The following is a 25,103-nucleotide window of genomic DNA, read 5'->3' on the forward strand; positions in this document are numbered from 1 at the left end:
GACGAACCGGCCGAGACGGGCGACTCGATCGCAGACGACGCCGTCGATCTCGCTGTCGACGACGATCCGCTCGGCGACGGGTTCGCCGACAGTGAACCGGTCGAAACCGAGGATTCGAGCGACGGAGACACCAGGACCCTGGCGCCCTCGAGCGACGTCGAGGCGGACGCCGACGCGAGCGATCCGCTGACCGGTGGCGTCGATAATTCGGGAACGACCGACCCGTTGGCCGCCGATTCCGACACCGACGATTCACTCGACGACAGCAACGACACCACAGATCCGTTGGCCGACGACACGGATATCGCCGATCCACTGGCGGACGACTCGGATCTCGATGACCCGCTGGCCGACGACTCAGCCGACCGTCCTGACGCTGGCGATTCACTTTCCGAAGCGACCGACCGTTCCGACGGCGTTGACGATCCGCTTTCGGAACCCGTCGACGACGCGCCCGAAGAAGAGTCGTTCGACTCGAGCGACGAGATACCGGCCTCGAGTGGCGGATCGACGGTCGACGACCCACTGCAGGAAGGAGGACTCGTCGATCCGGACTGGAACGACGTCTCGACGACCCCCGAAGCGGAGGTCGTAGAATCCGACACCAATTCGCCGGATCTCGAGGCGAACGAGGATGAACATGCGGGGAAGTCGGTCGATCTCGCGGCCACCAGTGACGAATCCGACCACAGTGGCGCGACAGGCGTGGGCGATCGAGTTGACGATTCGGCGGATGTGACGGACGGTCGACCGGACGAACACGTTGACCCGCTCGAGGACACCGATCCGCTCGAGGATGCCGTAATCGAATCCGACGCGGGCGAGACGCCTCCGGTGGACGATTCACAGGCCGACGAACTCGACGGCGAGATGACCGCTGAGGCGGAGGAGTGGAATCCGTTTGCCGGTGAGGACGACGGGCAGTTCGACCCGCTCGATGCGGACGACGGCGCCGACGCTGATCCCGCGGCTCCGGCGGAATCTGAACCGGACGAGGAGAACCCGGAGGACGGTCGGACGAACGGCGAGGAGTCCAAAACCGACGAAGAGAACGAAACCGACGAAGACGACGAAACCGACGAAGACGACGAAACCGACGACGAAACGGCGGAGATCGAAAACGCCGACGACGTGTTCACGTTCGGCGACGCGACGGAAGAATAGCATCGAAATCGGAGTCGCGGCTGGACAGGAAGACCGTGGCTCCCTTCGACGGGTGAGGGCGGAAACGCTGGGGCCCGTCGTCGTTCGCTACCTTTTTGCCTGCACTGTGGCAAGAATCCGCCATGCTTACCGTGCGGGCTCCAGCGACGAGTGCGAATCTGGGGAGCGGCTTCGACGTCTTCGGCGTCGCGCTCGGAGCACCCGCCGACGTCGTTCGAGTCGAACGCGCGTCGGAGACGACGATCTCGATCACCGGCGCCGGGAGCCAGTACATTCCGGAGGATCCGAAGAAAAACACCGTCGGTGCGGTCGCCGACGCGCTCGACGCGCCGGCCCGGATTCGAATCGACAAGGGGGTTCGTCCCTCCTCCGGACTCGGTTCGTCGGCCGCCAGCGCCGCCGCCGCGGCCGTCGCGTTGAACGAACTCTACGATCGCGGCCTCACGCGCGAGGAACTCGTCCCCATCGCCGCCGAAGGCGAGGCGCTCGTCTCCGGCGAGGCCCACGCGGATAACGTCGCGCCGTCGTTACTCGGCGGTTTCACCGTCGTGACCGCCGACGGTGTCACGCAAGTCGACGCGTCGATCCCCGTCGTCGCCTGCCTCCCCGAGACGACCGTCTCCACACGGGACGCACGCGGCGTCGTACCCGAGAGCGCACCGATCGGAGACGTCGTCGATACCGTCGGGAACGCCGCCACGCTCGCCGTGGGAATGACCCGCGACGACCCCGAGGCCGTCGGCCGCGGGATGGACGACAGGATCGTCACGCCGGAACGGACCGCACTCATCGACGGCTACACCCAGGTTCGCGATGCCGCCCTCGAGGCCGGCGCAACTGGCGTCACCGTCAGCGGCGCGGGGCCTGGCGTACTCGCCGTCTGTTACGAGGCCGACCAGCGCACCGTCGCCTCGGCCATGCTCGGGGCGTTCAGTGACGTGGGAATCGACAGCCGAGCCTACCAGACACACGTCGGCGAGGGCGCGCGGCTGTACCCCAACGCTGAGTAGCGGGCAGATGGGTGCTCGAACTGACGCCACGCTCACCGTCTTCGTTCTCGTCGCCGTCGTTGTCGGATTCGTCCTGACGAACGCCAGTTTCTCGAGTTACGCGTTTGCGCTTGGTGGCCTCGCGACGCTCAGCTTCGAGGCTGTCGCCGCTCGTCAGGCCGAGCGGGTCCGCGACTGGTGGGAGCGCCCGCTCGTCCAAGCCGGCTCTCTCGCCGCGGCGCTACTCGCCGTCGCCGTGGGCGCTCGAGTTGCTCCCGACGCAGCGCTGTCGCTGTTCGGTGGCGCCGCGGTGACCTACCTCGTCTTTCTCTTTCTCGTCCAAGCGAACTTCGTTCCCCCACCGGGGGCCGGGCGGTAATCGATCTGAAACCGGCTCGCTCACCTCGAGGGTCCGACTCGCTGCCAGCGTCGACTGTATATTCGAGGGAGCGCGTCGACCTTCGCTCCGCGAACGTTCGTCGGCACGGTCGAAACGCGCGTCGAGACGCTCGCTGGGAGGGGGCCGTACGGTACCGACGAGACCGCAGTCGGGTTGTTCGAGACCGGACGCCGACCCGCATAGCCCGGTCCGCGTTGCATCGACTCGTACAGCCGTTCGACCGTCTCGTGGCCGTCGATCACGCCCTTACGAGCCGCCTTCTGTCCCCGCATTGCCTGCTGTTGGATCGCGGCGTTCGTCGCGTCGTCCGCCACGTCGTCGACGAACGCCGAGAGCTGCGTCGCCGCCTCGGAGCCCCCCGACGACGCCAGCGCGTCGGCACCGACGACATCCTCGAGTTCGTCGTTCACGCGCCGGAGCGCCGATCGAAAGTCGACGAGGTCGACGGTGTTCCAGAGCTGTCGGAGGTGAATCGCTCGGCGGAGCGCATCGAGATCGAAGTCGAGCGCGGCGTCCGGATCCCGGTCGCGGATCGCCGCCGGCACCCCCTCGAGATCGATGAAGTCCGTCAGCGCCGAGAGCTCGACGGCATCGGGGAGTTTCTCGAAATCGATCGTCTCGAGGAGCGGTTCGAACTCGTCGACGACATCCCAGAGTTCGGCCGCCGTCGCCGTCAACGTCTCGTCCGAGTCGCTGTCGACCTCACGGAGCAGTCGCTCGGTTTTCGCTTCGAGGCGATTGGATAGTCCCTCGGACGTGGCTGGTGACGTTGCAGAGTTCATGCGATAGTTAAGACGCCAACGGAGAAAACGGGTGCGCTCGCCCGGATTGCGTTCGGTCGCGGCGTCAGTTCGGCTCGGTCCAGATGCCCGTCGCGGTCACGCGATCATCCTCGACGTCGACCGAGGTCTCGTCCGCGGACGCCCCGAGGACCTCCTCGAGCGTAGCTTCGTCGGGATCCTCGACGAGCGCCGCGAAATCGCCGGTGGACGTCTCTGCGTCGTCGACCGTCAGCGACGAGACGACGCCGTCGGCGCCTTCGAGCCCCTCGAACGTCCCGAACGCGAGGTCGACGAGTCCCTCCCCGTCGGTTACGGCGATCGAATCGCCGTACTGCCCGACGGCGACATCGCCGTCGCCGGCGGTTTCGATCAGCCACGCGAGCGCCCCGGAGTCGTCGATCGCCCGGTCGGCGTCACCCTCCCCGACCGCGATGGTCGCCTCGAGGATGGCCGTCGGATCGTCACCGGTCGCGTCGTCGGGAACAACGAGGAGCGCGTCGTCGGCGACGGCGATCGCCGCATCGTCATCGGCCGCAACCGTCTCGTATACATCGTACTCGCCGATTTCGTCCGTCTGCTCGAACTCCTGGATGAACTCGAGCGCTGGCTCGCCGGTCAACTGGGCGTCCAGTTCGCCGGGATCCATCGCCCCGGTCACGACCAGTGCGTCGTCGGTCAGCAGTAGCTCCGCGACGGTCGACTCGAATGCATCAGCCTCGAGGAGCCTGCCGAGGCCGTACTGGGCGAGGTCGAGTCCAACGAAGAAATACGCCTCGAGCAGGCCCTCGGAGGCGGGTGCGATCATCGGATCCGCCTCGTACTCCGGCGGCACCGCTTCCTCCTCGGCACCCGGCTGAATGTCCGCGAGTTCGTCTTCGACGTACCCCTCGAGAGCGGCCCAGTCGACGGCGACGAACTCGAGGCCGCCGTCCTCGATTGCGAGCCACCGGGTGTACGCCGGCACGTCGTCGGCCGCCTCTTGTGCGTCGACGCCGACACAGCCCACGAGTCCGCTCGCGAGGATCGTCGCTGCCGTCGCGCCTGCGAACTCGAGGACGTCACGTCGATCCGAGGTCATCACTCGAGCGTACGCGGACGGATTCGATATAGCCCGGGCCCTCGTTCAGCACTCACTGAGTGTCGCCGTGCCAGTATGGAACCGCCGGGCGGTTGTGGAGTCAGATGTCCCGGCGGACGAAGACGGCGATGGCGACGGCGAGCAGGACGAGAAACGCCGCCAGAAGGATGCCGGCATCCGCAAGCGCGTACTCCTTGCGGACGAGAATCGCCGTCTCGTCGAAGTACCGACTCGGTGTCGCCGCGCCGATCCACTCGACGTCGGGATCGAGTCCGGAAACGGCGTCGACCAGCCAGAAGACGAATACGAGCGTTATCGCCGTCGCTCGGGCGGTCCTCGGCCGGTCGACGACGACCGAGAGGACGAGGCCGATCCCTGCACAGACCAGCAGGTACGGAATCGAAAGCAGGTGGACCATCGCGAGCGCGACGGGGTCGAACGACTCCCCGATGACGAGCGCGCCGACGTAGACGACGGTCGCCACCCCGACGTTCAACGCGACCAGCGGGACCCACAGTGCCGCGACCTTCTGGAGGACGACCGACTCCCGCGAGACCGGATTCGAGAGGGTGAGATCCATCTTCCGGTCGGCGACGTCGACCGCGATCAGCCCTGCGCCGGCGTACGCGAAGTAGATGCCGACGAGGATCACCCAGAAGAACGAGTAAATCTCGGCCGCGATGAACCCCTCGATCGTGTGCAACGCCTCGATCCCGAACAGGTCGAAGAAGAAGGCCGGAAACGCCTCCTCGAGGGCTTCCATCTCCTCGGAGAGACTCGGAAACATCGAGAAGTAAAGCGCAGAGAGGAGGACGAAGACGACGACGAGAGCGACCGACCCGCGGACCCGCTTTCTGGACTCGACGCGAAGAATCGCCGTCACGTCGTCACCCCCGAGAGGTGCCCAATCGTCGACGAGGGTCTCGAGCGGGAGCTTCGTCGGCGCTCGTGGATCTGCTCGCGACGACTGGTTGGTGCGTCGAACGCGACGGCGTTTACGGTGTGGTGTGTCGCCCTCATCAGATATCCCTCCGGACGAAGAGACCGATCGCGACGCCGAGCAAGACGAGAAACGCGATCAGAAGAATTCCTGCATCCGAGAATGCGTACTCCTCGTGGACGAGGACCGCGCCCGGATCGACGTACCGACTCGGCGTGATCGCACCGACCCACTCGAAATCCGGGTCCATGTGAGAGAGGCCATCGACCAGCCAGCAGACGAACACGAGTCCCAGTGCAGTCGCCTGTGCGCTCTCGACGCGTCCGAGAACGACCGAGAGGACGATACCGATTCCGGCACAGACCAGCAGATAGGGGACGACGAACAGGTGTGCTATCACGAGGGTGACGGGATCGATCGTCTCACCGATGGCGCGGATCCCGACGAACAGGACGACGAACAGGCCAACGTTCAACGCGACCAGTGGAACCCACAGCGCCGCGACCTTCTGGAGGACGACCGATTCCCGCGAGACCGGATTCGAGAGGAGGAGGTCCATCCGCCGCGTGCGAACGTCCTCGACGATCATCCCCGCGCTGACGTACGCGAAATAAATCCCGGCGAACAGTAGCCAGACGAGAGAGAACACGTATCCACCGACGAACCCCTCGATCGTGTGGATCTCTTCGATTCCCAGCAAGCCGAGCAAGACGGGCGGAAACGCCTCCTCGATGAGTTCGGCCTCCTCCGCGAACCCCGGAAAGACGGCGAGAACGAACGCCACCAGCAGAACCAGCAGACCGGTCAGAACGAGCGAACTGCGGACCAGTTTTCTGGACTCGGTACGCAAAATTGCCGTCATCATCCCCTCGCCGGTTCGGCATCGACTGTCTCCGCCGGCGAACCCTCACCGTAGTAGTGTTTGAAGATCTCGTCGAGTTGCGGATCGGTGATGTCGACGTTCGCGATGTCGAACTCGCCGAGGTGATCGATGAGTGCGTTGTACTCGCCAGTGTACGTAAACTGCACCGCGCTGTCGACGATCTCGAGGTCGATCATCTCGTCCGTTGCGAAGCGCGCTTCGTCGACCGGTTCCGCCAGGTGGACCCACACCCGCTTGCCGCTTCGCTCGAGGAGCGCGTCGATATCCTCGAGGGCTGCCAGTTCTCCCTCGCGAATAATTCCGACGCGATCGCAGACCCGCTGCACTTCGCTCAGCACGTGTGAGGAGAAGAAGATCGTCTTCCCGGCGTCGCGTTCCCCTTCGAGAAACTGATGGAGTCGATCCTGTTTGAGCGGATCGAGTCCGGACGTCGGCTCGTCTAAGATCGCAAGCTCCGGATCGTGCATAAACGCCTGAACGATGCCGAGCATCCGTCTGTTTCCGTGAGAGTACGTCTCGACCGGTTTCTCGAGGGGCGGGTGAAACAGCTCGAGTAATTCCTCCCGTCGTTCGTCGCCCCGCATCCGTGCGAAGTAATCGAGTACCTGTCGGCCGGTGAGTCGTTCCTCGACGCCGATCGAATCCGGCAAGTATCCGATGTCGGCCTTCCGTTTGGTGAGCGCTCGTCGGTCGCGGATGTCCGTCCCGAGGACGGTCGCAGTCCCCGACGTCGGCTTGATGAGTCCGAGTAACAGCCTGATCGTCGTCGTCTTGCCTGCCCCGTTCGGGCCGAGGTAGCCGAATATCTCGCCGGAATCGACGTCAAAAGTGATTCCGTCGTTGGCGACGACTTCACCGTACCGTTTGGCGAGATCGTCGATCCGGATGGCGGACATAGGAAACACACGACGTCCTGACACTTGAAACGAGCGCCGACGCGACGTGTGTGATGACAATCACGGGTCGAGAGAGGAATTGAAGAACCGATCGTGACCGGCACTCCTTGGTGTCATCAAATACACTGAAACGGTGGAGTCCGTGTACAATCAACAGTAAGCTAATGCCCTTCGAACGTGTCTGCCAGAAATAAGGATGGCCGATCGTACCGGGAGAAGTCGACGTCACGTCCTAACGTGGGCCGTGGCCGCAAGCGCTGCGAGTCTCGCCGGCTGTCTCGAGGATGACTCGATCACGGCGGACGAGGAACGTGAAACCGGCGGTTCGGACGTCACTGTCACCGAACTGGATCCCGCGGAGATCGACGCGTCACTGTTCCTGTACGACGAGGAGTGGGATCTCGAGGTGCCCGAGGACGTGTCCGCCTCGAAGGCGATTCGGATCGGCTCTTCGGACGTCTCCCACGACGCGGTCGTCCTCGCAGAGTCGCCGCGGCTGGACACGTCGCTCGTGGTCCGCGATTCGGCTGGAACAGCGATACGCGAACTGTCCGTCGAACTCTTGCCGTCGGCCTACGCGCTAATCCGATTCGAAACGCCTGACGAGTACGCGATCGAACTCGAGGCCGAATCGGTCGCGGGAACCGTCGACGTCGACGAAGAGTTCGTCGACTGTAACCGATCAGTGCACGCAATACTCGTCCGAGACGACAGCGACGTCGAATCGGCGTACGCCACGGAACTCGCCGACTGTTAGACGCCCCGTCCCTGCATCTTCTCCTCTTCGGGGAGGTCGACGTTCGCGTCGCCTTTCATCCCCTTGCCGAGGTTCTTCGAGATCTCGGCGAGGGCTTCGGGGTCGTCCCAGTTGTTGACGGCCTCGACGATCGCCTCGCCCATCACGGGCGGGTTCTCCGCGCCGAAGATACCGCTTCCGACGAAGATACCGTCGCACTCGTGGTGCATCATGAGCGCGGCGTCGGCGGGCGTTGCGATCCCGCCGGCGGCGAAGTTCACGACCGGGAGCCGGCCCATCTCGGCGGTCTCGTGGATCAGTTCCGCGGGCGCTTCGATCTCGCGGGCGTAGGCCTCGCGCTCTTCGAAGCTCATCCCCTCGAGTCGTCGAATCTCGCCTTTGATCGTGCGCTGGTGGTGGACGGCCTGGTTGACGTCGCCGGTGCCGGCTTCGCCTTTGGTTCGGATCATCGCCGCGCCCTCTTCGATCCGGCGCAGGGCCTCGCCGAGGTTGCGCGCGCCACAGACGAACGGCGCGGTAAAGTCGCGTTTGTCGATGTGGTAGGCGTCGTCGGCGGGAGTGAGCACTTCGGACTCGTCGATCATATCGACGCCGACGGCCTCGAGAATCTGGGCCTCTTTCGCGTGGCCGATTCGGGCTTTGCCCATCACCGGGATCGAGACCGAGTCGACGATCTCTTCGACGTCCGCTGGATCGGCCATCCGGGCGACGCCGCCGCGTTTCCGAATGTCCGCCGGCACCGCTTCCAGAGCCATGACGGCGACCGCGCCGGCCTCCTCGGCGATCCGGGCCTGTTCGGGGTCGACGACGTCCATGATGACGCCGCCTTTCTGCATCTGCGCGAACCCTCGCTTGATGAGGTCCGTGCCGCGCCGTAGTTCCTCGAGATCGGTCTCTGTCGTCATACTTGGAGGTTTGGACCCGCCGCACTTACGCGTGTTCGTTCCGGCTAACGACCGACCGTCGGCGACCGCTAGTGTTTTGCGACTGTCGGCCCACACGACGGACGAACGATGTTCGCGACGAGCGAGGTTCCCGACCGAGATGCGCTTCCCCGATACCTCGCCCCGGTGCCGAAACCGATCGAGGATCTCGGGCTCCGATTCGCCTGGCTCGTCGTCGCGGTCAACCTCGCGGGAACGGTCTTTGGTTTCTGGTACTACGCCGGCCAGTTCGCCGAGACGCCGGCGCTGATGTGGCCGTGGGTACCCGACAGCCCGATCGCGACGCTTTTGATCGCGCTCGCGATCGCCGCCTGGAAACTCGGCTACGACCTGCCGTGGCTCACCGCCCTCGCCTTCTTCGGAAACATCATTCTCGGCCTCTGGACGCCGTATACGTTGCTCGTCTTCTCCGATTCGTACGGCTATCTCCACCCGCTGATGTACCAGTTCCTGTTCTGGAGTCACCTCGGGATGGTCGTCCAGGCGCTCGTCCTCCACCGGATCACCGACTTTTCGGTCAGCGGCGTCGCCATCGCAGTCGTCTGGTATACGAGCAACCTGATCGTCGACTACTTCGTGCCGATTCTCGAGGGGCCACACGGCGTCCACCACACGACGATTCCGGTCCCCCAGGATACGCCGATGTTTCTCGGGGCCGACGCGCTCGGCGTCGTCGCCGCCGGCGAGGTGACGTTCACCATCCTCGCGCTCTTTCTCGCGCTCGCGATTCGGGTCAAAACGTGTGAGGCGGCTCGAGCCGAATCGTCGGGATAGCTCGATCCCGCTCGCCACGCCGGTCCCGCGGTCGCGCCCGTGACCCGAAGGGGGGGTCAACCAGCCGGTGGACGAGGCTCTTGGTCGTCGATCCCTAACAACCCGTATGGTACTCGCGGTGATCGAACGAGGGCGCGAGTCGTCGATACGCCCGTGGCTCCGCGGATTATGGGAGTACTATCGGGAGTACACGGGCTCTGCGGTCCACACCGCGTCGGCGGCGGCGCTCGCGATATTCGGCCTGCTCGTCTTCGTCGATCCACTCTTCGCCGTGGTGGCGATCGCATCCTACGTCTGCCCGCCGATCGTCCTCTACGCGATCGGGATCGACGTGACCCCGCACTCGAGTCGATCGGAGCCAGCCGTCGCCGGCCCGGACGGGAGAGACGACTCGAGCGGGCGGTCGAACGCCGATCCGGTCGACGGTGACGCCGACTCGAAGCCGGTACCGAACGCCGGCGCGGTGGACGAATTCGGTGAGGCCGTCGGCTCGGATTCGAAATTCGATTTCGATTCGGAGGTCGACGGGGATTCGAATTCCGACACGGACACCGATAGTGACGATGGTGATTCGGATACGGACACCGACTCCGATAGTGGCGACGGCGATTCCGATAGTGATGACGGCGATTCCGATAGTGATGACGGCGATTCCGATAGTGACGCTGATGGCACCGACGGCGATTCGGATTCCGATGGACGGGACACAGATACGGACACGGACGGCTAATCGGCCAACCGCTCGAGTCGAAAAACGATCACCGTCTGATACGGTTTACTGTCAGTCAGTTCCGGCCCAACCGCGACTCGGGCGGCGGTTGCAACGGTGGACTCGCTGTACTGCTCCACCGAGACTCGTCTCACACGGTTCGACTCACCGCCGGGACATCGGGACAGTAATCCGTACGAAACCGGAAATCGCCGGCCGTTACTCGACGACGACGACCGCCGACTCGGTCTCGATCATCTCGCCGGCGCCCGAGTAGGTGCGCTCGAGTTCGACCTCGAACAGATCGCCCTCGAGGTCCTCGCCCGCCACCCGAAGCACGTCCACGTCCTCGTCGATTTCGTAGTCGCCGCTGTCGATCCCGGCGTCGATCTCGCCGACCTTCGAGCCGAACCGCGGCCCGAGCGTGGAGTAATCGAGGTCGATCGAGGCGATTTCGGTCGTCACCTCGGGCTCCTCGGCGAGCACCGTCAGCTCCCGGACGTGCATCACGTTCCGGATGGCGTCCTCGAAGCCCTCGATCGGGCCGTAGACCGACACCGACTCGAGGTCGGCGTTGAGCGGGAGCTGGTTCTCGCTTTTGTACCGACGAAGCGCCGAGATGACCTCGATCGCCGTCTCGCCGGCCTCGAGATCGGCCTCGTACCCCTGTGGCGCGGGCCACGCTCGGACGTGAATGCTCGAGGTCTCGAGGTCCGCGTCGTCGTCTCCCGCCTCGCAGTCGGCGTAGACGGCCTGCCAGATCTCTTCCGTGACGTGGGGCAGGAAGGGCGCCCACAGCTCGAGGAACGTCCGGTGGGCCGTCCGGAGCGCGTATTGCGTCGAGGGGTTGTCCTCGCGACCCTTGGCGATCTCGAGGTAGTCGTCACAGAAGGTATTCCAGAAGAACGTCCGCAGGCGATCGCGGGCCTTCGCGAACTCGTAGGCCTCGAAGTGGGCAGTGAGTTCGGAAACGGCGTCGTCGAGTTCGGCGAGCAACCAGCGATCGATCGGCTCGAGATCCTCGGGTTCGTCGGGATCGGCCGGCACAAGGGTGTCGACGAGTTTCGAGGCGTTCCAGAGCTTGCGCAGGAGTTTCTCGCCCGCGCGGAGGTCTTTCTCCTGGTAGGGAAAGTCGTCGCCGACGGCCGCACTCGCCGCCCAGAAGCGCACGGCGTCGACCGGGTACTCCGCGAGCACCTCGTCTGGCGCGACGACGTTGCCCCGCGATTTGGACATCTTCTCGCGGTTTTCGTCCAAGACGTGGCCGTTGATCAGCGTCGCGTCGAAGGGGACCTCGCCGGTGTGTTCGTAACACTTGACAATGGTGTGAAACAGCCAAAACGAGATGATGTCGTGGCCCTGCGGGCGCAGGTCGAAGGGGTAGAGTTCCGGCATCTCCATCGCGAACTCCTCGGCCTCCTCGTCCCAGTCCCAGCCGGCGTTGATCAGCGGCGTCAGCGAGGAGGTCGCCCACGTGTCGAAGACGTCCTCTTCGGGTTCGAACTCGTCGTGACCGCACTCGGGACAGGCGTCGACCGGCGGCTCGTCCGAGAGCGGGTCGACCGGGAGGTCCTCACGATCGGCCATGATCGGGTGGTCACACTCCTCGCAGTACCAGACCGGGAACGGAATACCCGAATCGCGCTGGCGGGAGATGAGCCAGTCCCACTCTAAGCCCTCGATCCAGTGTTTGTACCGCGTGAACATCTTCTCGGGGTACCAGTCCATCTCCCGGCCGGCCTCGAGGTACTCCTCTTTGTGATCGAGGATCTCGACGTACCACTGCTTGGAGACGCGGTACTCGACGGGAGTGTCACAGCGTTCGTGGACGCCGACCGCGTGGGTGATATCCCAGCGATCTCGCAGATGCCCCGCTTCGTCCAGATCCTCGACGATGGCCTCGCGAGCATCCTCGGTGGACAGCCCCTCGTAGTCGCCGGCGAGGTCGGTCATCGTCGCGGTCTCGTCGATGGCCACACGGAGCGGGAGGTCGTGAGCCTGGTACCACTCGATGTCGTTTTGGTCGCCGAAGGTACAACACATCACGATCCCGCTTCCTTTCTCCATGTCGACGCGCTCGTCTTCGATAATCGGCACCTCGTGGCCGAAGATCGGAATCCTCGCGGTCTCGCCGACGAGATCCTGGTTTGCCTCGTCGTCGGGGTGGACGAAGACGGAGACGCAGGCGGGAATCAGTTCGGGCCGCGTCGTGGAGATGACGAACTCCTCGCGGTCGGTGCCGTCGGACACGACGTCGAACGCGATGTCGTTGAAGTGGGAGTGGCGCTCGTCGTCTTCGGTCTCGACTTGCGAAATCGCCGTCTCGCACTCGGGACACCAGATCGCGGGCGCCTTTTTCCGATATTCGCGCCCCTTCTCGTAGAGATCGAGAAACGACAGTTGGGAGATGCGCTGGACGCGGGGTTCGATCGTCTTGTACGTGTTCGACCAGTCGATCGACGTACCGAGATCCTGCATCTGGCTGGTGAAGTCGGTCTCGTACTCCGCACAGACCTCACGACAGAGTTCCTGAAACTCCCGGCGTTCGTAATCCTGGTGGCGGATGTCGAGTTCCGTCTCGGTCAGACGCTCGCTCGCGATCCCGTTGTCGTCGTAGCCGAACGGAAAGAGGACCTCGCCGTCGTGCATTCGCTGAAATCGGGCGGCGAAATCCTGGAGGGTGTGGCCGTAGAGATGCCCCATGTGCAGGCTCCCCGAGACCGTCGGCGGGGGTGTGTCGATCGCGTAGGTCGTGTTCGGATCGCGCTCGGGATCGCTCTCGTAGGCGTAGATCTCCTCGTCGACCCACCGCTCTTGCCAGCGGGATTCGACGGCATCGGGATCGTAGCCCCCCTCGAGCGACGGCTCCTCGTCGTTAGAGCGCTCCTGGGCGTCCATACTCATGCTCTCACCGCCCGCGTGGGGCGTCGTCGGTACGTCGTGATCACAGCGTGGAATCGGCTGTCGTCCATACTCGTTCGTTGTCGGTGAATGCTGGTCGGCCACAATACATCCGTCGAAACGGGGTGGGTGATGCGGGGCTATAGAGCCCCTACGAAAACGGCGAGGGCGGACGGGTCGACACGATCGTCCGCGACCGCGGCGGAACCGGTCATACGTGGTGATACCAGGGGGAACCATGTTAGGTGTTTCGTCGTCGCGTCGACGCCACCGCCTCGAACTCTCCCCCGGCCGGGCCCGGGAGGATAGCGACGTCGATCGCCGTGTTTGGCTCAATCTTTTAGGTCCGGTCGGTGGAGTGCAGGGACATGCCCGTGTTCCGCCCCCCGATGGAACCTCGCCTCGACCGCCGAGACGGTTGCGCTCGAGCCGTCGAATCGATCGACGACCGACCCAATACCGAATGAGCGAGTCGCTCCCGGTGCGGTTCGCCGACCTCGTCGTCTCCCACAGCAAACTCGTCGTCGCGCTCGTCCTGGTCGTCAGCGCGGTCGTCGCGGCCGGCGCGGCGGTCGGCGACCCCGAAGACGGCGGTATCGGCCAGTTCGAGACCGACTCCGAAGAGGCGAACGCCCTCTCCGAGATCGAGGCGACCTACGGAACCGACGAGGGCGTCGTCGCCCAGGTCGTGATTCGCGAGGAGGGCGGTGACGTCCTCACGCGGGAATCGTTGCTCGCCGGCCTCGAACTCCAGCGGGAGGTTCGCGAGACCGCGTCGGTGAACGCGACGCTCGAGGAGCCGGGCGTTCTCGCCCTCGAAAACGTCGTTGCGACCGGTGCCGTCTTCGAGGATCGAGTGGCGGAGGCCGAGGGTCCGCCCGACACGACGGAACCGACACTCGACGAACAGATCGACGCCCTCGAATCGCGATCGGACGAGGACGTCGAGGAGCTGCTCGCCGGGGTACTCGATCCGGAAGCCGACTCGAGTGACGGTGAAGAACCCGCCAGCGCCGAGTCGGACGACGCGTTCGACCGTGGCGACGACGGCGCGAGCGGGGGCGAATCCGCGGTCGCCGGTGACGAGGCCGATCCGTACGAGTTCCTCCCGACGGAGTACGAGCCGGGGTCGACCACCGCGGACGCCCGCATCGCCTTCGTCTTCCAGGTCGACGACGGGGGCCCCGACGAGGATCCAGACGCCGCCTACGACGCACAGGTCGAACTCGCGGACCTGGTCGACGAACGGTTCGAAGACGCGTTCGTCTTCGGCGGCGGAATCGTCGACGAGGCCACGGGCAACGCCGTCGGCGACAGCTTCGCCATCATCACGCCCGTCGCGTTGGTACTCGTCCTCGCCGCGCTCACCGTCGCCTACCGCGACGCGGTCGACGTCCTCGTGAGTATCGTCGGCATCGGGGTCGTGATGGCCTGGCTCGGCGGAGCGATGGGCTGGCTCGAGATTCCCATGAGTCAGCTGTTGATCGCCGTGCCGTTTCTCCTGATCGGGCTGGGAATCGACTACTCCCTGCACGTCATTATGCGCTCCCGAGAGGCGAGAGCGGGGAAACTCGAGGGAGTCTCGGCTACTACCACAGGAGATGGCTCCGCCGGCGGTGAGGAGCCAAACCGACGATCCGTCCGCTGGGGCATGCGACTGGGGCTCACGGGAGTCGTCCTCGCGCTCGCGGCCGCGACGTTCTCGACGGGGATCGGGTTCCTCTCGAACGTCGTCAGCCCGTTGCCGGCGATCCGAGACTTCGCAATCTTGAGCGCCGTCGGCATCTTCGCGACGTTCGTCGCCTTCGCGCTTTTAGTTCCGGCGCTGAAAGTCGAGATCGACGACCTCCTCGAGAGCCGCTTCGGCGTCGACCGGCGGAAGTCCCCGTTCGGACGAGGGGCGGGACTCGTCAACCGAGGGCTCTCGAGCGTGGTTGCCGTCGTCCGCCGAGTTCCTCTCGCCGTCGTCGCCGTCGCCGTTCTCCTCGCCATCGGCGGGGCCTACGGGGCGACGGGGATCGACACCGAGTTCAACGAGGCCGATTTCCTCCCCGAGAATCCACCGGAGTGGACGTCGGCGCTTCCCGGCCCGCTCGAGCCCGGGACGTACACCGTCGGCGACGATGCGGAGTATCTGAGCGACAACTTCCAGGAACGCGGCGAGGGTACCCAGAGCCAGATACTGATACGGGGCGACGTGACGGATCCGGCGACGCTCGAGGCGATCGATCGCGCTACCGCCGACGTCGACGGCGACGGGACGATCGTCGTTCGCAGCGACGGAGCGCCGGCGATCGAGAGCCCGGCGAGCGTCTCCCGGGCCGTCGCCGCCGAAAACGAGTCCGTCGCCGTCGCGCTCGAAGAACGCGACGAGACCGGCGACGATCTGCCCGACGAGGACGTAGACGGGTTCTACGACGAACTGTACGAGGCGGATCCTGACGCCGCCTCGGCGGTGCTCTTTCGGAGCGGTGACGGTGTGGAACCGGCGGAGGCGGGCGACGCGTCGCTCGCGGAGAACGGAGCGGCGGGCGAGTACGAGTCGGCCCGATTGCTCGTCGACGTTCGCGGCGACGCCTCGACCCAGGCCGTCGCCGACGACACCCGCGAACTCGCCGCCGCCATCGAGGACGACGCGCCGGTCACGGCGGTCGCGACCGGCGGTCCCGTCACGACGGCGGTGATTCAAGACGCGTTGCTCGAGACGCTCGTTCAGGCGTTCGCGCTGACGCTCGCCGTCATCGGGGCCTTCCTTACGATCCTCTACTGGGTTCGATATCGGACGCTCTCGTTCGGGCTCGTCACGCTCGCGCCGGTCGTCGCCGCGCTCGCGTGGCTACTCGGTGCGATGGCCCTCCTCGACATTCCGTTCAACAGCGAAACCGCGGTGATCACGAGCCTCGCGATCGGCCTCGGCGTAGACTACAGCATCCACGTAAGCGAACGATTCCTCGACGAACGGCGGCGGGCGTCTCCGGATGGAATCGGTGACGACGGCTCGCGCCGAGCGCGGGACGCACTGGACGATGCGCTCTCCGCGACGATCACGGGAACCGGCGGGGCGCTTCTCGGGAGCGCGATGACGACTGCCGCGGGCTTCGGCGTACTCGCACTCGCGCTCGCACCGCCGCTCCAGCGGTTCGGACTCGTCACCGCGCTCAGTATCGTCCTCGCGTTCGTCTCCTGCGTGACCGTATTGCCCTGTTTGCTCGTCGTCCGCGAGCGGCTCCTCGCGTGGATATCGACGCTCCGAGCGGAGAAAACCAGTATATAAAAACCGGTGGTCGGATGGCCGACCACCAGTCGTCCCACCCTCTTAACGGTGATCGCGGTCGTTGCGTCGAGTATGAAGCGAACGCCGACCAGACGGACGATGCTCGCCGGCCTCGCAACCGGCGGTCTCGCGTCGATTGCGGGCTGTGCCAGTATGACGCCGCTCGTCGGACAGCGCATCGAGGACGAGGAGACGATCGCCGTCGACGGGGCGGACCGTCTCTCCATCCACGGCGACGTCGGGACCGTCTCGGCCGTCGGGACCGATCGCGACGACATTCGTCTCGAGGCGGAGAAGCAATCCAGTTCGATCACCACCGACCTTGATGACCTGACACTCGAGACCGAACGCACCGACGAGAGGCTCGAAGTTCGCTCCGAGTGGGAGGGGAGCGGTGGCTGGTTCCAGAACCCGCCGTCGATGAACCTCGACGCCGACGTTCCCCGCGGCGTCGCACTCGAGGCGATCGATATGAGCGTCGGGCGGGTCGCCGTCCGAAACGTGACCGGCGACCTGACGGTCGATACGAGTACGGGTCGCGTCGACTTAGCGGACGTCGACGGCTCCGTGGGTGTCCGGACGAGTACCGGTCGCGTCGAGATCCGCGACGTCGACGGGATTCAGGGTATCTCGACGAGCACGGGTCGCGTCGACACGGACGTGCCCGCGATCGACGGCGACACGACGATCTCGACCAGTACCGGCCGAATCGAGGCCGCGGTCGATCCCGCGATCGACGCGGAACTCCACGTCAGTACGAGCACCGGACGGATCGATGTCGACGATCTCGAGTTTGCCGAGGTGTCGGAGGGGAGTGATCTCGTGACGGGAACGCTCGGCGACGGCGGCCCGGAGCTTCGATTCGAGACGGGGACCGGACGGATCACCCTCACGACGCTCGAATGAGGGAGCCACCACGACGACGTCCCGACTCCAGTGACCCCGGCAGTCTACGGAGTCGGTCGACCGACCGGAATGCGGAAGTGGGCAACTCGTGGCGCTCGAGGCGAACGTTTATCGGGCCGCGCCGGGCACTCTCCACCGAGATGTCGGAGACTGCGACCACGCGATCCGACGGCCCCCTCGAGCGGATGGGGGCCGGCCTCAAGTGGTTCGTCATGGTTCCATTCGAGCGACGAACCTACGCCAGCCTCGCGTATTTGTTGCTCGCGTTTCCGCTCGGCCTCGCGTACTTCGTGTTCGTCACGGTCGGGGTCTCACTCGGCCTCGGCCTCTCGATCCTCCTCGTGGGGATCCCGATTCTCGTCGCGACGTTCGCGTTGACGCTCGCCGTTGCCGGCTTCGAACGCTGGCTGACGACGACGATGCTCCGCGTCGAGATCGAGCCCAGAGTCGAACCGGACGGCGAGTGCAATCGGGACCGACTCGTCTCGCTGGTCACCAACCCGAAAAACTGGACGGCGCTGTGTTACGTCCCCGCGAAGTTCTTCCTCGGGACCGTCTCGTTCTCGCTCTCGATCACCGGGTTCTCGACCGGCGCGAGCATGCTGATGCTTCCCTTCTACTACGACCGACCGGGGCTCTACGTCGGCGTGGTCTCCGATCGGGCCCCCGAGATCAGCCAGACGCTGTATCTCGGCTGGAACTACCTGCTCGTCGGCGTCGAAGCGGTGTTCACGGTCGGCTACTGGGAAATCTCGACGCTCTCGGAGGCGCTGGTCGCCGCGGTACTCGGAGTCGTCGTCGTGTTGGGCACGTTCCACGTGCTCAACGCCCTCGCGAGGCTCTGGGCCTGGTTCGCTCGGCTGACGCTCGAGGGTGCGTTCGATCCACTCGCCGCACTCGCCGGACGCGGTTCCTGACCCGATGCGCCCGTTCGCTACTCGTCGAGTCCGCTGTCCGAGTGCGATCGGACCCAGAGTTCGCCGATCCGGGAGAGGCGAGTTCGGTAGGATTTCCCGTGTTCTTCCCGTTCGATGTAGCCCTTTCCGCCCGGCCCCAGGCGGTCGACGTTGTAGATGACCTTCGAGCGGAAACTATCGGTGTACTCCTCGTTGAGTTCGCGCGCGAGCGCCTCGGCGAGTTCCGAAACCGACGCGAACTCGCCGTCCTCGCCGAGTTTGTAGAGGATGAGCTCCTCGAAGGGCTTGACGTTCGAGAAGGAGGCGACCGGCAACTCGACGATGTGGCGGCCGTCGATCTCTTTGGCGCCGATCGTCGTCCCGCGCTCGTCGAACTCGGCGAGCAGGTCTCGAGCGCTCTCGAGGCGAGTGTCGATCCGGTCGTCGGTAAGCTCTTCTGCGTCACCCTTCCGTTCGACGTCCTCGAGTAACGCGATCTGTTCGCGCAGTTCCTCGGCGAGTTCGGTCTCTAAGTACTTCTCGGGGGCGGTGTAGTAGGTGTGGATGTGTTCGCGGTCCTCTTCGCGTTCGACCATCAGTGAATGGGCGGCGTTCGCGAAGGCGAAGCTCACCGTTCGGGGCATCGCGGCGACGTTGACCCACACTTCGTTGCCGCGGTCGAGTTCGGCCGTGATCAGTTCGTAGGCCTGTTCGAACGCCTCGTCGTAGTCGTAGACGTCCTCCAAGACGAACCGGTCGGTCTCCGCGCCCAACAGGTTCCGAAAGTCCGTCTCGAGTTTCTTCGAGAGGTGCCGGGAGTACTCGACGTTGGCCTCGCTCCCGACCGCGCCCTCTAAGAGGATGACGCTGTCGACGTCGATCTGATCGCGGACCAGCGGCGCGATCAGCCGGTCGTAGTCGAAGCCGACCGGGACGATGTGCGTTTGCATACCCGTTAGTTCGTCGGAGGGGTAATATATTCCCTCCAGTCGCGTCTCCGTCGAGACCGGAGGTCCCGGTCGTTTCGCCGTCGGGCCCCAACCGGGAACCGCCTCGAGCTGGCAGAGATGGCGCCGTATATCTGTTCTGGCGAACCTTCATGACCGTGTCGCCGGGTACTCTCGAGCGAGGATGACAGACGACGAAGACGACCGATGGGGGGTGACGGAGAACGGAGAATCCGAGGAGGAATCGGCGACCGACGACGCTGGCGAACCGGCCTGGGGCGGAGATTCCACCTCGAGCGACGCCGTCGATTCGGGAGACGACGCGGGGTGGCCACCCCGGACCGACGAAAACGACCGTGACGATTCCGGTTTCGCCGGCACAGACTCCGTAGACGGCGGTGAATCCGAACCTCGAGCGGACGCCGCCGTTGGAGCGAGCGACGATTCGCGGCCGCGACCGGACGAGCAGTATTGCTCGAGTTGTGGCGAGATCATCGAGAAAGAAGCCCGGATCTGTCCACACTGCGGGGTCGAACGGAGGAAGTCGGCCGGGAGTCAGGAGAAAGATCCGACGATCGCCGCACTGCTTTCGGCTATCGGCCTGTTCTTCCCGCTCGCCGCCGGCGCGGGACAGTTGTACAACGGACAGGTGGGCAAGGGGCTCGCGTTCTGCCTGATTCAGTTTTTCAACGCGATGCTCATCATCCTGCTCATCGGGTTTATCACCTTCCCGCTGGTGGGTATCTACACGATCTACGACGCCCACCAGACCGCCACGAAGATCAATCGAGGCGAGATCACGGTCTGATCGGACGAGGTTCGATCCGTCGTTCGACCGATCAAAAATCGGGCGACGACGCGAAGGCGCTCGCGATCAGCTATCCGGCCAGCGCTCGATGTAGATCGTTTTGTCCGTATAGAAGTGGATCATGTCCTCGCCCTGTGCGTGAAGGTCCCCGAAGAACGAGTCCTTCCGGCCGCCGAAGTGGAAGAAGGCCATCGGTGCCGCAGTCCCCGCGTTGACACCGAGGTTTCCGACGTCCGCCTCGTGGCGCACTTTCCGGGCGTCCGCACCGTCTCCGGTGAACAGGCTCGCGGCGTTTCCGAACTCGCTTCGGTTCATCACGTCGATCGCCTCGTCGACGTCTTCGACCGCCATCAGTCCGAGCACGGGGCCGAAAATCTCCTCGCGCACGATCGTCATTTCGGGCTCGACGTCGCCGAAGACGGTCGGTGCGAGGAAGTTCCCGTCCTCGTAGCCGTCGACCTCCACGTCGCGGCCGTCGAGGAGCAACTCCGCACCCTCCTCGACGCCGCTCGCGATCAGATCGCGGACGCGGGATTCGTGTTCCGGCGTGATCAGCGCGCCGATATCGGTGGCGTCGTCGAGACCGTAGCCGACGGTCTGGGCCGCCGCCTCCTCGAGGACGAGGTCGGTGAACTCGTCGTAGACGCCCTCCTCGACGACGATGACGTCGTTGGCGAGACACCGCTCGCCCCCACAGGCACAGGCCGACGACACCGTCTTCGCCGCGGCGAACTCGAGGTTCGCACTCTCCGTGACGATGACGTGGTTTTTCGCGCCACCCTGGGCCTGAACGCGCTTGCCGTTCGCCGCGGCGCGTTCGTACACCGTCTTCGCGACCGGCGTCGAGCCGACGAACGACGCGCCCTGGATTCCCTCGTGATCGAGGAGTCCGTTGACGGTGTCGACGCCGCCGTGGACGAGTTGGACGACGCCGTCAGGGAATCCCGCCTCGTCGATCAGTTCGAACAGCCGCTGTGCGACGACCGGGTCCTGTTCGCTCGGTTTGAGAATGAATGCGTTCCCCGTCGCGACCGCGTAGGGGAGAAACCAGAGCGGAATCATGCCTGGGAAGTTAAACGGCGTGATCGCCGTAAAGACGCCCAGTGGCTTGCGAATCGCAGTCTCGTCGATGTCGGGAGCCGCGTTAGGGAGGTGACCAGCCTGCATCATCGAGGGGATGCCACAGGCGACCTCCACGTTCTCGATACCGCGTCGAAGTTCACCTTTCGCCTCCGCGAGCGTCTTTCCGTGTTCCCGGACGAGGACCTCCGCGAGTTCGTCCTGGTGATCCTCGAGGAGCTGTTTGAGTTCGAACAGCGGCTGAATACGCTCCTCGACAGGTGTGTTACTCCACTCTTCGAACGCAGCCTGTCCCGCGCTCACGGCGGAGTCGACGTCGTCCGACGAACTAAATCCGACGTACGAGATCGCTTCTCCCGTCGCCGGATCGACGACGTCCTGTCCCTCGTCGCTCGACGGTGCCTGCCAGTCGCCGTCGATGTAGTTCTGTACGTCATCCCACGGGGGGGTCGTCTCGAGTGTCATTGGACGATCGAATTTCACTCTCGCCGGCAATAAGTCCTTTCAAAAATATCCTGTCCGGATAGATATTGTAGAACAAATTCTCAAATTTGGTCGTGTGGGTACACTATGTGCCACTAATTCTGATTTAGTCCAAAGATTAATCAACACAGATGTAGAAGTTGTACAGTGAGGATGGCGAAACAGGAATCCGCGGCTGGTGACGGGTTGAACGATATCGAACGAGTGGACAAAGAGCACGTATTCGGGACCTGGTCGTACCAGAAGGAGGTCAGTCCAACGCAGGTCGTCGATGCTGACGGCGTCCGGTTTACCACCGCCGACGGCGAGGAGTACATCGACTTCTCGAGCCAACTCATGTGCTCGAACCTCGGCCACAGCGCCGATCGGATCGCCGACGCGGTCGACGAGCAGATGCGGGAAGCCGCCTACGTGTCTCCGGGGTACACCACGGAAAACCGCGCGAAACTCGGTGAGAAACTCGCCGAGGTCACGCCGGGTGAGCTCTCGAAGACGTTCCTCTCGACCAGCGGAACGGAAGCGGTCGAAGCCGCGATCAAGATCGCGCGGTTCTACACGGGCAAACAGAAGATCATCTCCCGCTACCGCTCGTACCACGGCGCGACGTACGGTTCGATCAGCGTCACCGGCGACCCCCGTCGCCTCGAGTCCGAGCCGGGGATTCCGGGGACGATCAAGGCGCCCGATCCGTACGCCTACGGCTCGACGCTCGATCCGATGGAGAGCGTCGAGTACATCGACGAGATGCTCGAACTCGAGGGGGATACGGTCGCGGCGATCCTCGTCGAACCGATCGTCGGCTCGAACGGAATCCTCGTCCCGCCCGAAGAGTACCTTCCGCGGCTCAAGGAGGTCGCACACGACCACGGCGCGTTGCTCATCTGTGACGAAGTGATGGCTGGGTTCGGCCGAACTGGCGAGTGGTTCGGCTGTGACGTCTTCGACGTCGAACCCGACATCATGACGATGGCGAAGGGACTGACCGGCGCGTACCAGCCCCTCGGCGCGACGATCGTCACCCCGGAGATCGCCGACCACTTCGAGGAGAACATGCTCTGTCACGGCCACACGTACGCCGGGCACCCGGCCGCCGTCGCGGCGGGACGTGCGGCGATCGACATCTACCAGGAGGAGAACCTCATCGAACGGGCGAGCGAGGTCGGCGACTACCTCGGCGAACGGATCGACGAACTCGCGGATCGTCACCCGAGCGTCGGCGACACTCGCGGCGTCGGGCTGTTCAGGGGGATCGAACTCACCAAACACCCCGAAAAGCGCGTCCCCTTCGGCGAGCGAGCGGACAAGATCAGCCCCGGGTCCACCGTCGTCGACGAGGTGTCGGCGACGGCCGCAGACCAAGGCACCTACGTCGCGAACATGATCAACACGCTGATCATCGCACCGCCGCTTCCGATCACGGAAGACGAGATCGACGAGGCGGTCGACGCGATCGACGCCGGCCTCGAGGTCTCCGACGACGCGATGGAGCACTGATACAGATTACTGTCGCGACGTACCGGTGAGATCGCGACCCGGGCGGCGGTCTCACCGGTACTGATCGACAGTAAGCCGTCTGAACGGAGCCGGGCCGTCGCTCGAGTCCGTGAAACAAGTTTCTTGAGCCAGACCGCCGTACGAGCTATCATGGAAAGTACACTTCACACCCGACAGAAACTGGACGAAACGGATCTCGCGATCATCGGACGGGTCGAAGAGGATTTCGACGTCAGCCTCGAGACGCTGGCCGACGAACTCGATCTCTCGAAATCCGCCGTCCACTACCGACTGAACAAACTCAAAGACAGCGGCGTGATCAAGGGTGTAAGTGCAGACGTCGACCCGCTCGCGTTCGGACTCGAGATGGTGGCCATCACCGACGTCTCCGTGACCCACGAGAGCGGGTACTCGGAGAACATCGGCGAGGAGCTGAACGAACTCGCGGGCGTCGAGCGAGTCTACTACACGATGGGCGACGTCGACTTCGTGGTCGTCAGCCGCGTCCAGACCAGGGATCAGTTGAACGATCTCATCGACCAGATCGTCGCCCTCGAGGGCGTCAACGAAACGTCGTCGAAGTTCGTAATGCAGGAGTTCGACGCGGACAGTTCGCTCGTCTCAAACCTCACGGACGAGGCTCGCCAGGCGGTACTCGACGCGTCGAAGCGCTGATTCTCGCCACGTGTACGCCCCTCGCGGTGACATCGGAACTGACGGCGGTAGTCGGTATCAGTACCCAGTTCCGCGGATCCAGTTTGCGAGGAGGAGACAGCAAACGACGACGAGCGACGCGATCAACGCACCGAAGGAGACTCCCCATCCGAACTGGTCGGCGAGGATGCCGAGTGCGAGCGATCCCGACGAGGCGATGACGAGGTAAACGGTCCGAACGAGTCCGAACCCGGTCTCGCGTTCGGACTCGGAGAGGTGATCCATAAACTGCGGGAACACGGATGCGCCCCACCCCATTCCGAACCCGAGAAGCACGATTCCGGTCACGGCGGCGGCGATTCCCGGGAGGGCCAGGAGTATCGCGAGTCCGGCGATCGCCGCGATCATACACGTCCCGGTGGCGACGTTTCGGCCGTACCGATCGGAGAGCGAACCGACGCCGATCTGGAGGGTACCCAGCGTGAGGAAGTAGAGAGCGAACAACACTCCCGATTCGGTCGGAGAGTAACCGCGGTAAACGATGAGAAACGTCGGTAAAAACGAAATCAGGGCGTTCCAGACGAACTCGGCGAGAATCGCGACGACGCTCGTAAACGCGATCGGCGGGCGGGAAAGCACCGCAAAAAGCGGGCGTAGCCGAAACTGTTTGGCAAGGGATAGATCCGGGCTCCGGGGCCCGTTCGAGCGGACGCTTGCAGCGAACAGGACGAACACGACCACTGCGACGAATCCCGTCGCCGCAATGGCGGGGCGCCACCCGTAACGAACGGCGATCCACGAGACGGCGATCGGGGTACACAGGCCAGCGATTGGGCCGCCGGCGTTGTGGATCGCGATCGGCGTCCCGATCCGGTCGAACGAACGCGTGATCATCGCCGTCGCGACGCTGAAGTGTAATCCCGTGATGGCGCCCAGCAGAACCGTTCCACCGAAAAAAATCGCGAAATGCGGTGCCGTCGCGATTACGAGACAGGCGATTCCGGTTCCGCCGATCGAGAGGAGGATGATCCGGCGCTCTCCGTAGCGGGTTGCGAGAATCCCGCTCGGATACTGAACGAGTGCATACGAGAGCCACATTCCCGTGAGCGAAGCGCCGATGAGCGTATTCGAAACGGTAAACTCGTTCGTAATCGACGGAACGATCGGACTGATCGCGACCCGACCGACCATCGTCGCGAAAAACGCGAGCGTACAGTGTACCAAAACCGTATGCCGGTACTGCCAACTCATCCCATCGAGGTTCGCCGGTTCTGATCTCGGTGTATCCGTTCTCTTAGCATGGTGCGCGCTATTTCGAGCAGGCTAGCACGAATCGGTGCTCGG

21 protein-coding genes are annotated in these 25,103 nt (G+C 64.4%); 11 read left to right on the forward strand and 10 right to left on the reverse strand.

The genetic code is table 11. The annotated features are described in order from the left end of the window. Window positions 1-1,286 precede the first annotated feature (1,286 nt). Both AB7C87_RS05690 and AB7C87_RS05695 read left to right on the forward strand, forming a co-directional pair. Window positions 1,287-2,174 carry a homoserine kinase gene (locus tag AB7C87_RS05690; protein ID WP_369728455.1) on the forward strand — a complete coding sequence of 296 codons (888 nt, stop codon included), beginning with the start codon at window positions 1,287-1,289 and terminating at the stop codon, window positions 2,172-2,174. A 7-nt stretch (window positions 2,175-2,181) separates the two neighbouring features. Then, entirely contained in the window at window positions 2,182-2,532 is a 351-nt protein-coding gene (locus AB7C87_RS05695; RefSeq protein WP_369728456.1) for a hypothetical protein, read from the forward strand. A gap of 20 nt (window positions 2,533-2,552) precedes the next feature. Here the strand turns inward: AB7C87_RS05695 and AB7C87_RS05700 are convergent, their stop codons facing one another. The 5 genes from AB7C87_RS05700 to AB7C87_RS05720 form a co-directional block, all read right to left on the reverse strand. Then, entirely contained in the window at window positions 2,553-3,335 is a 783-nt protein-coding gene (locus tag AB7C87_RS05700) for a hypothetical protein (protein WP_369728457.1), read from the reverse strand. Between the two features lie 64 nt (window positions 3,336-3,399). Next, a complete protein-coding gene (locus AB7C87_RS05705) occupies window positions 3,400-4,413 on the reverse strand; it encodes a hypothetical protein (protein ID WP_369728458.1) in 1,014 nt (337 codons plus the stop codon). A 100-nt stretch (window positions 4,414-4,513) separates the two neighbouring features. Next, entirely contained in the window at window positions 4,514-5,296 is a 783-nt protein-coding gene (locus tag AB7C87_RS05710) for an ABC transporter permease (RefSeq protein ID WP_369728459.1), read from the reverse strand. A 136-nt stretch (window positions 5,297-5,432) separates the two neighbouring features. After that, window positions 5,433-6,215, reverse strand: coding sequence for an ABC transporter permease subunit (locus AB7C87_RS05715; protein WP_369728460.1), 783 nt, complete (start codon window positions 6,213-6,215; stop codon window positions 5,433-5,435). Continuing rightward, entirely contained in the window at window positions 6,215-7,132 is a 918-nt protein-coding gene (locus AB7C87_RS05720; protein ID WP_369728461.1) for an ABC transporter ATP-binding protein, read from the reverse strand. The genes AB7C87_RS05715 and AB7C87_RS05720 overlap by 1 nt, the downstream gene beginning before the upstream one ends. 244 nt (window positions 7,133-7,376) lie before the next feature. Here AB7C87_RS05720 and AB7C87_RS05725 point away from each other — a divergent pair, with 244 nt between their 5' ends. Next, the gene (locus AB7C87_RS05725; protein ID WP_369728462.1) at window positions 7,377-7,889 is read left to right on the forward strand and encodes a hypothetical protein; all 513 of its coding nucleotides are present in this window, start codon (window positions 7,377-7,379) and stop codon (window positions 7,887-7,889) included. Here AB7C87_RS05725 and pdxS read toward each other — a convergent pair. Next, a complete protein-coding gene (pdxS, locus tag AB7C87_RS05730) occupies window positions 7,886-8,794 on the reverse strand; it encodes a pyridoxal 5'-phosphate synthase lyase subunit PdxS (RefSeq protein ID WP_369728463.1) in 909 nt (302 codons plus the stop codon). The two genes, AB7C87_RS05725 and pdxS, sit on opposite strands and share 4 nt — an antisense overlap. Window positions 8,795-8,902: 108 nt before the next feature. Here pdxS and AB7C87_RS05735 point away from each other — a divergent pair, with 108 nt between their 5' ends. Both AB7C87_RS05735 and AB7C87_RS05740 read left to right on the forward strand, forming a co-directional pair. Further along, window positions 8,903-9,607 carry a DUF1405 domain-containing protein gene (locus AB7C87_RS05735; protein ID WP_369728464.1) on the forward strand — a complete coding sequence of 235 codons (705 nt, stop codon included), beginning with the start codon at window positions 8,903-8,905 and terminating at the stop codon, window positions 9,605-9,607. 106 nt (window positions 9,608-9,713) lie between these two features. Then, window positions 9,714-10,337: a hypothetical protein gene (locus AB7C87_RS05740; protein ID WP_369728465.1), complete on the forward strand. Its 624-nt coding sequence runs from the start codon at window positions 9,714-9,716 to the stop codon at window positions 10,335-10,337. A gap of 198 nt (window positions 10,338-10,535) precedes the next feature. On the opposite strand, the gene AB7C87_RS05745 is transcribed toward AB7C87_RS05740, so the two are convergent. Beyond that, entirely contained in the window at window positions 10,536-13,220 is a 2,685-nt protein-coding gene (locus AB7C87_RS05745; protein WP_369728466.1) for a valine--tRNA ligase, read from the reverse strand. 460 nt (window positions 13,221-13,680) lie between these two features. Here AB7C87_RS05745 and AB7C87_RS05750 point away from each other — a divergent pair, with 460 nt between their 5' ends. The 3 genes from AB7C87_RS05750 (at window position 13,681) to AB7C87_RS05760 (ending at window position 18,314) form a co-directional block, all read left to right on the forward strand. After that, on the forward strand, window positions 13,681-16,491 hold the full coding sequence (locus AB7C87_RS05750; RefSeq protein ID WP_369728467.1) for an efflux RND transporter permease subunit: 2,811 nt from the start codon (window positions 13,681-13,683) through the stop codon (window positions 16,489-16,491). Window positions 16,492-16,563: 72 nt separating this feature from the next. Beyond that, the gene (locus tag AB7C87_RS05755) at window positions 16,564-17,397 is read left to right on the forward strand and encodes a DUF4097 family beta strand repeat-containing protein (protein ID WP_369728468.1); all 834 of its coding nucleotides are present in this window, start codon (window positions 16,564-16,566) and stop codon (window positions 17,395-17,397) included. A gap of 140 nt (window positions 17,398-17,537) precedes the next feature. Further along, on the forward strand, window positions 17,538-18,314 hold the full coding sequence (locus tag AB7C87_RS05760) for a sensor domain-containing protein (RefSeq protein ID WP_369728469.1): 777 nt from the start codon (window positions 17,538-17,540) through the stop codon (window positions 18,312-18,314). Window positions 18,315-18,331: 17 nt separating this feature from the next. On the opposite strand, the gene AB7C87_RS05765 is transcribed toward AB7C87_RS05760, so the two are convergent. Continuing rightward, complete coding sequence (locus tag AB7C87_RS05765) at window positions 18,332-19,243, reverse strand: HFX_2341 family transcriptional regulator (protein WP_369728470.1); 912 nt, start codon at window positions 19,241-19,243, stop codon at window positions 18,332-18,334. A gap of 181 nt (window positions 19,244-19,424) precedes the next feature. Between AB7C87_RS05765 and AB7C87_RS05770 the strand changes: the two genes are divergently transcribed. Next, window positions 19,425-20,048, forward strand: coding sequence for a zinc ribbon domain-containing protein (locus AB7C87_RS05770; protein ID WP_369728471.1), 624 nt, complete (start codon window positions 19,425-19,427; stop codon window positions 20,046-20,048). Window positions 20,049-20,114: 66 nt separating this feature from the next. On the opposite strand, the gene AB7C87_RS05775 is transcribed toward AB7C87_RS05770, so the two are convergent. Then, a complete protein-coding gene (locus AB7C87_RS05775) occupies window positions 20,115-21,593 on the reverse strand; it encodes a CoA-acylating methylmalonate-semialdehyde dehydrogenase (protein ID WP_369728472.1) in 1,479 nt (492 codons plus the stop codon). 171 nt (window positions 21,594-21,764) lie between these two features. On the opposite strand from AB7C87_RS05775, the gene AB7C87_RS05780 reads away from it, so the two are divergent. Both AB7C87_RS05780 and AB7C87_RS05785 read left to right on the forward strand, forming a co-directional pair. Beyond that, window positions 21,765-23,105: an aminotransferase family protein gene (locus AB7C87_RS05780; protein ID WP_369728473.1), complete on the forward strand. Its 1,341-nt coding sequence runs from the start codon at window positions 21,765-21,767 to the stop codon at window positions 23,103-23,105. A 150-nt stretch (window positions 23,106-23,255) separates the two neighbouring features. Beyond that, on the forward strand, window positions 23,256-23,780 hold the full coding sequence (locus AB7C87_RS05785) for an Lrp/AsnC family transcriptional regulator (RefSeq protein WP_369728474.1): 525 nt from the start codon (window positions 23,256-23,258) through the stop codon (window positions 23,778-23,780). A gap of 57 nt (window positions 23,781-23,837) precedes the next feature. Here the strand turns inward: AB7C87_RS05785 and AB7C87_RS05790 are convergent, their stop codons facing one another. Further along, window positions 23,838-25,010 (reverse strand): MFS transporter, encoded by a 1,173-nt coding sequence (locus AB7C87_RS05790; RefSeq protein WP_369728475.1) that lies wholly within the window; start codon window positions 25,008-25,010, stop codon window positions 23,838-23,840. Window positions 25,011-25,103 lie beyond the last annotated feature (93 nt).

This window comes from Natrarchaeobius versutus, assembly GCF_041205745.1.
Classification (GTDB): Archaea; Halobacteriota; Halobacteria; order Halobacteriales; family Natrialbaceae; genus Natrarchaeobius; species Natrarchaeobius versutus.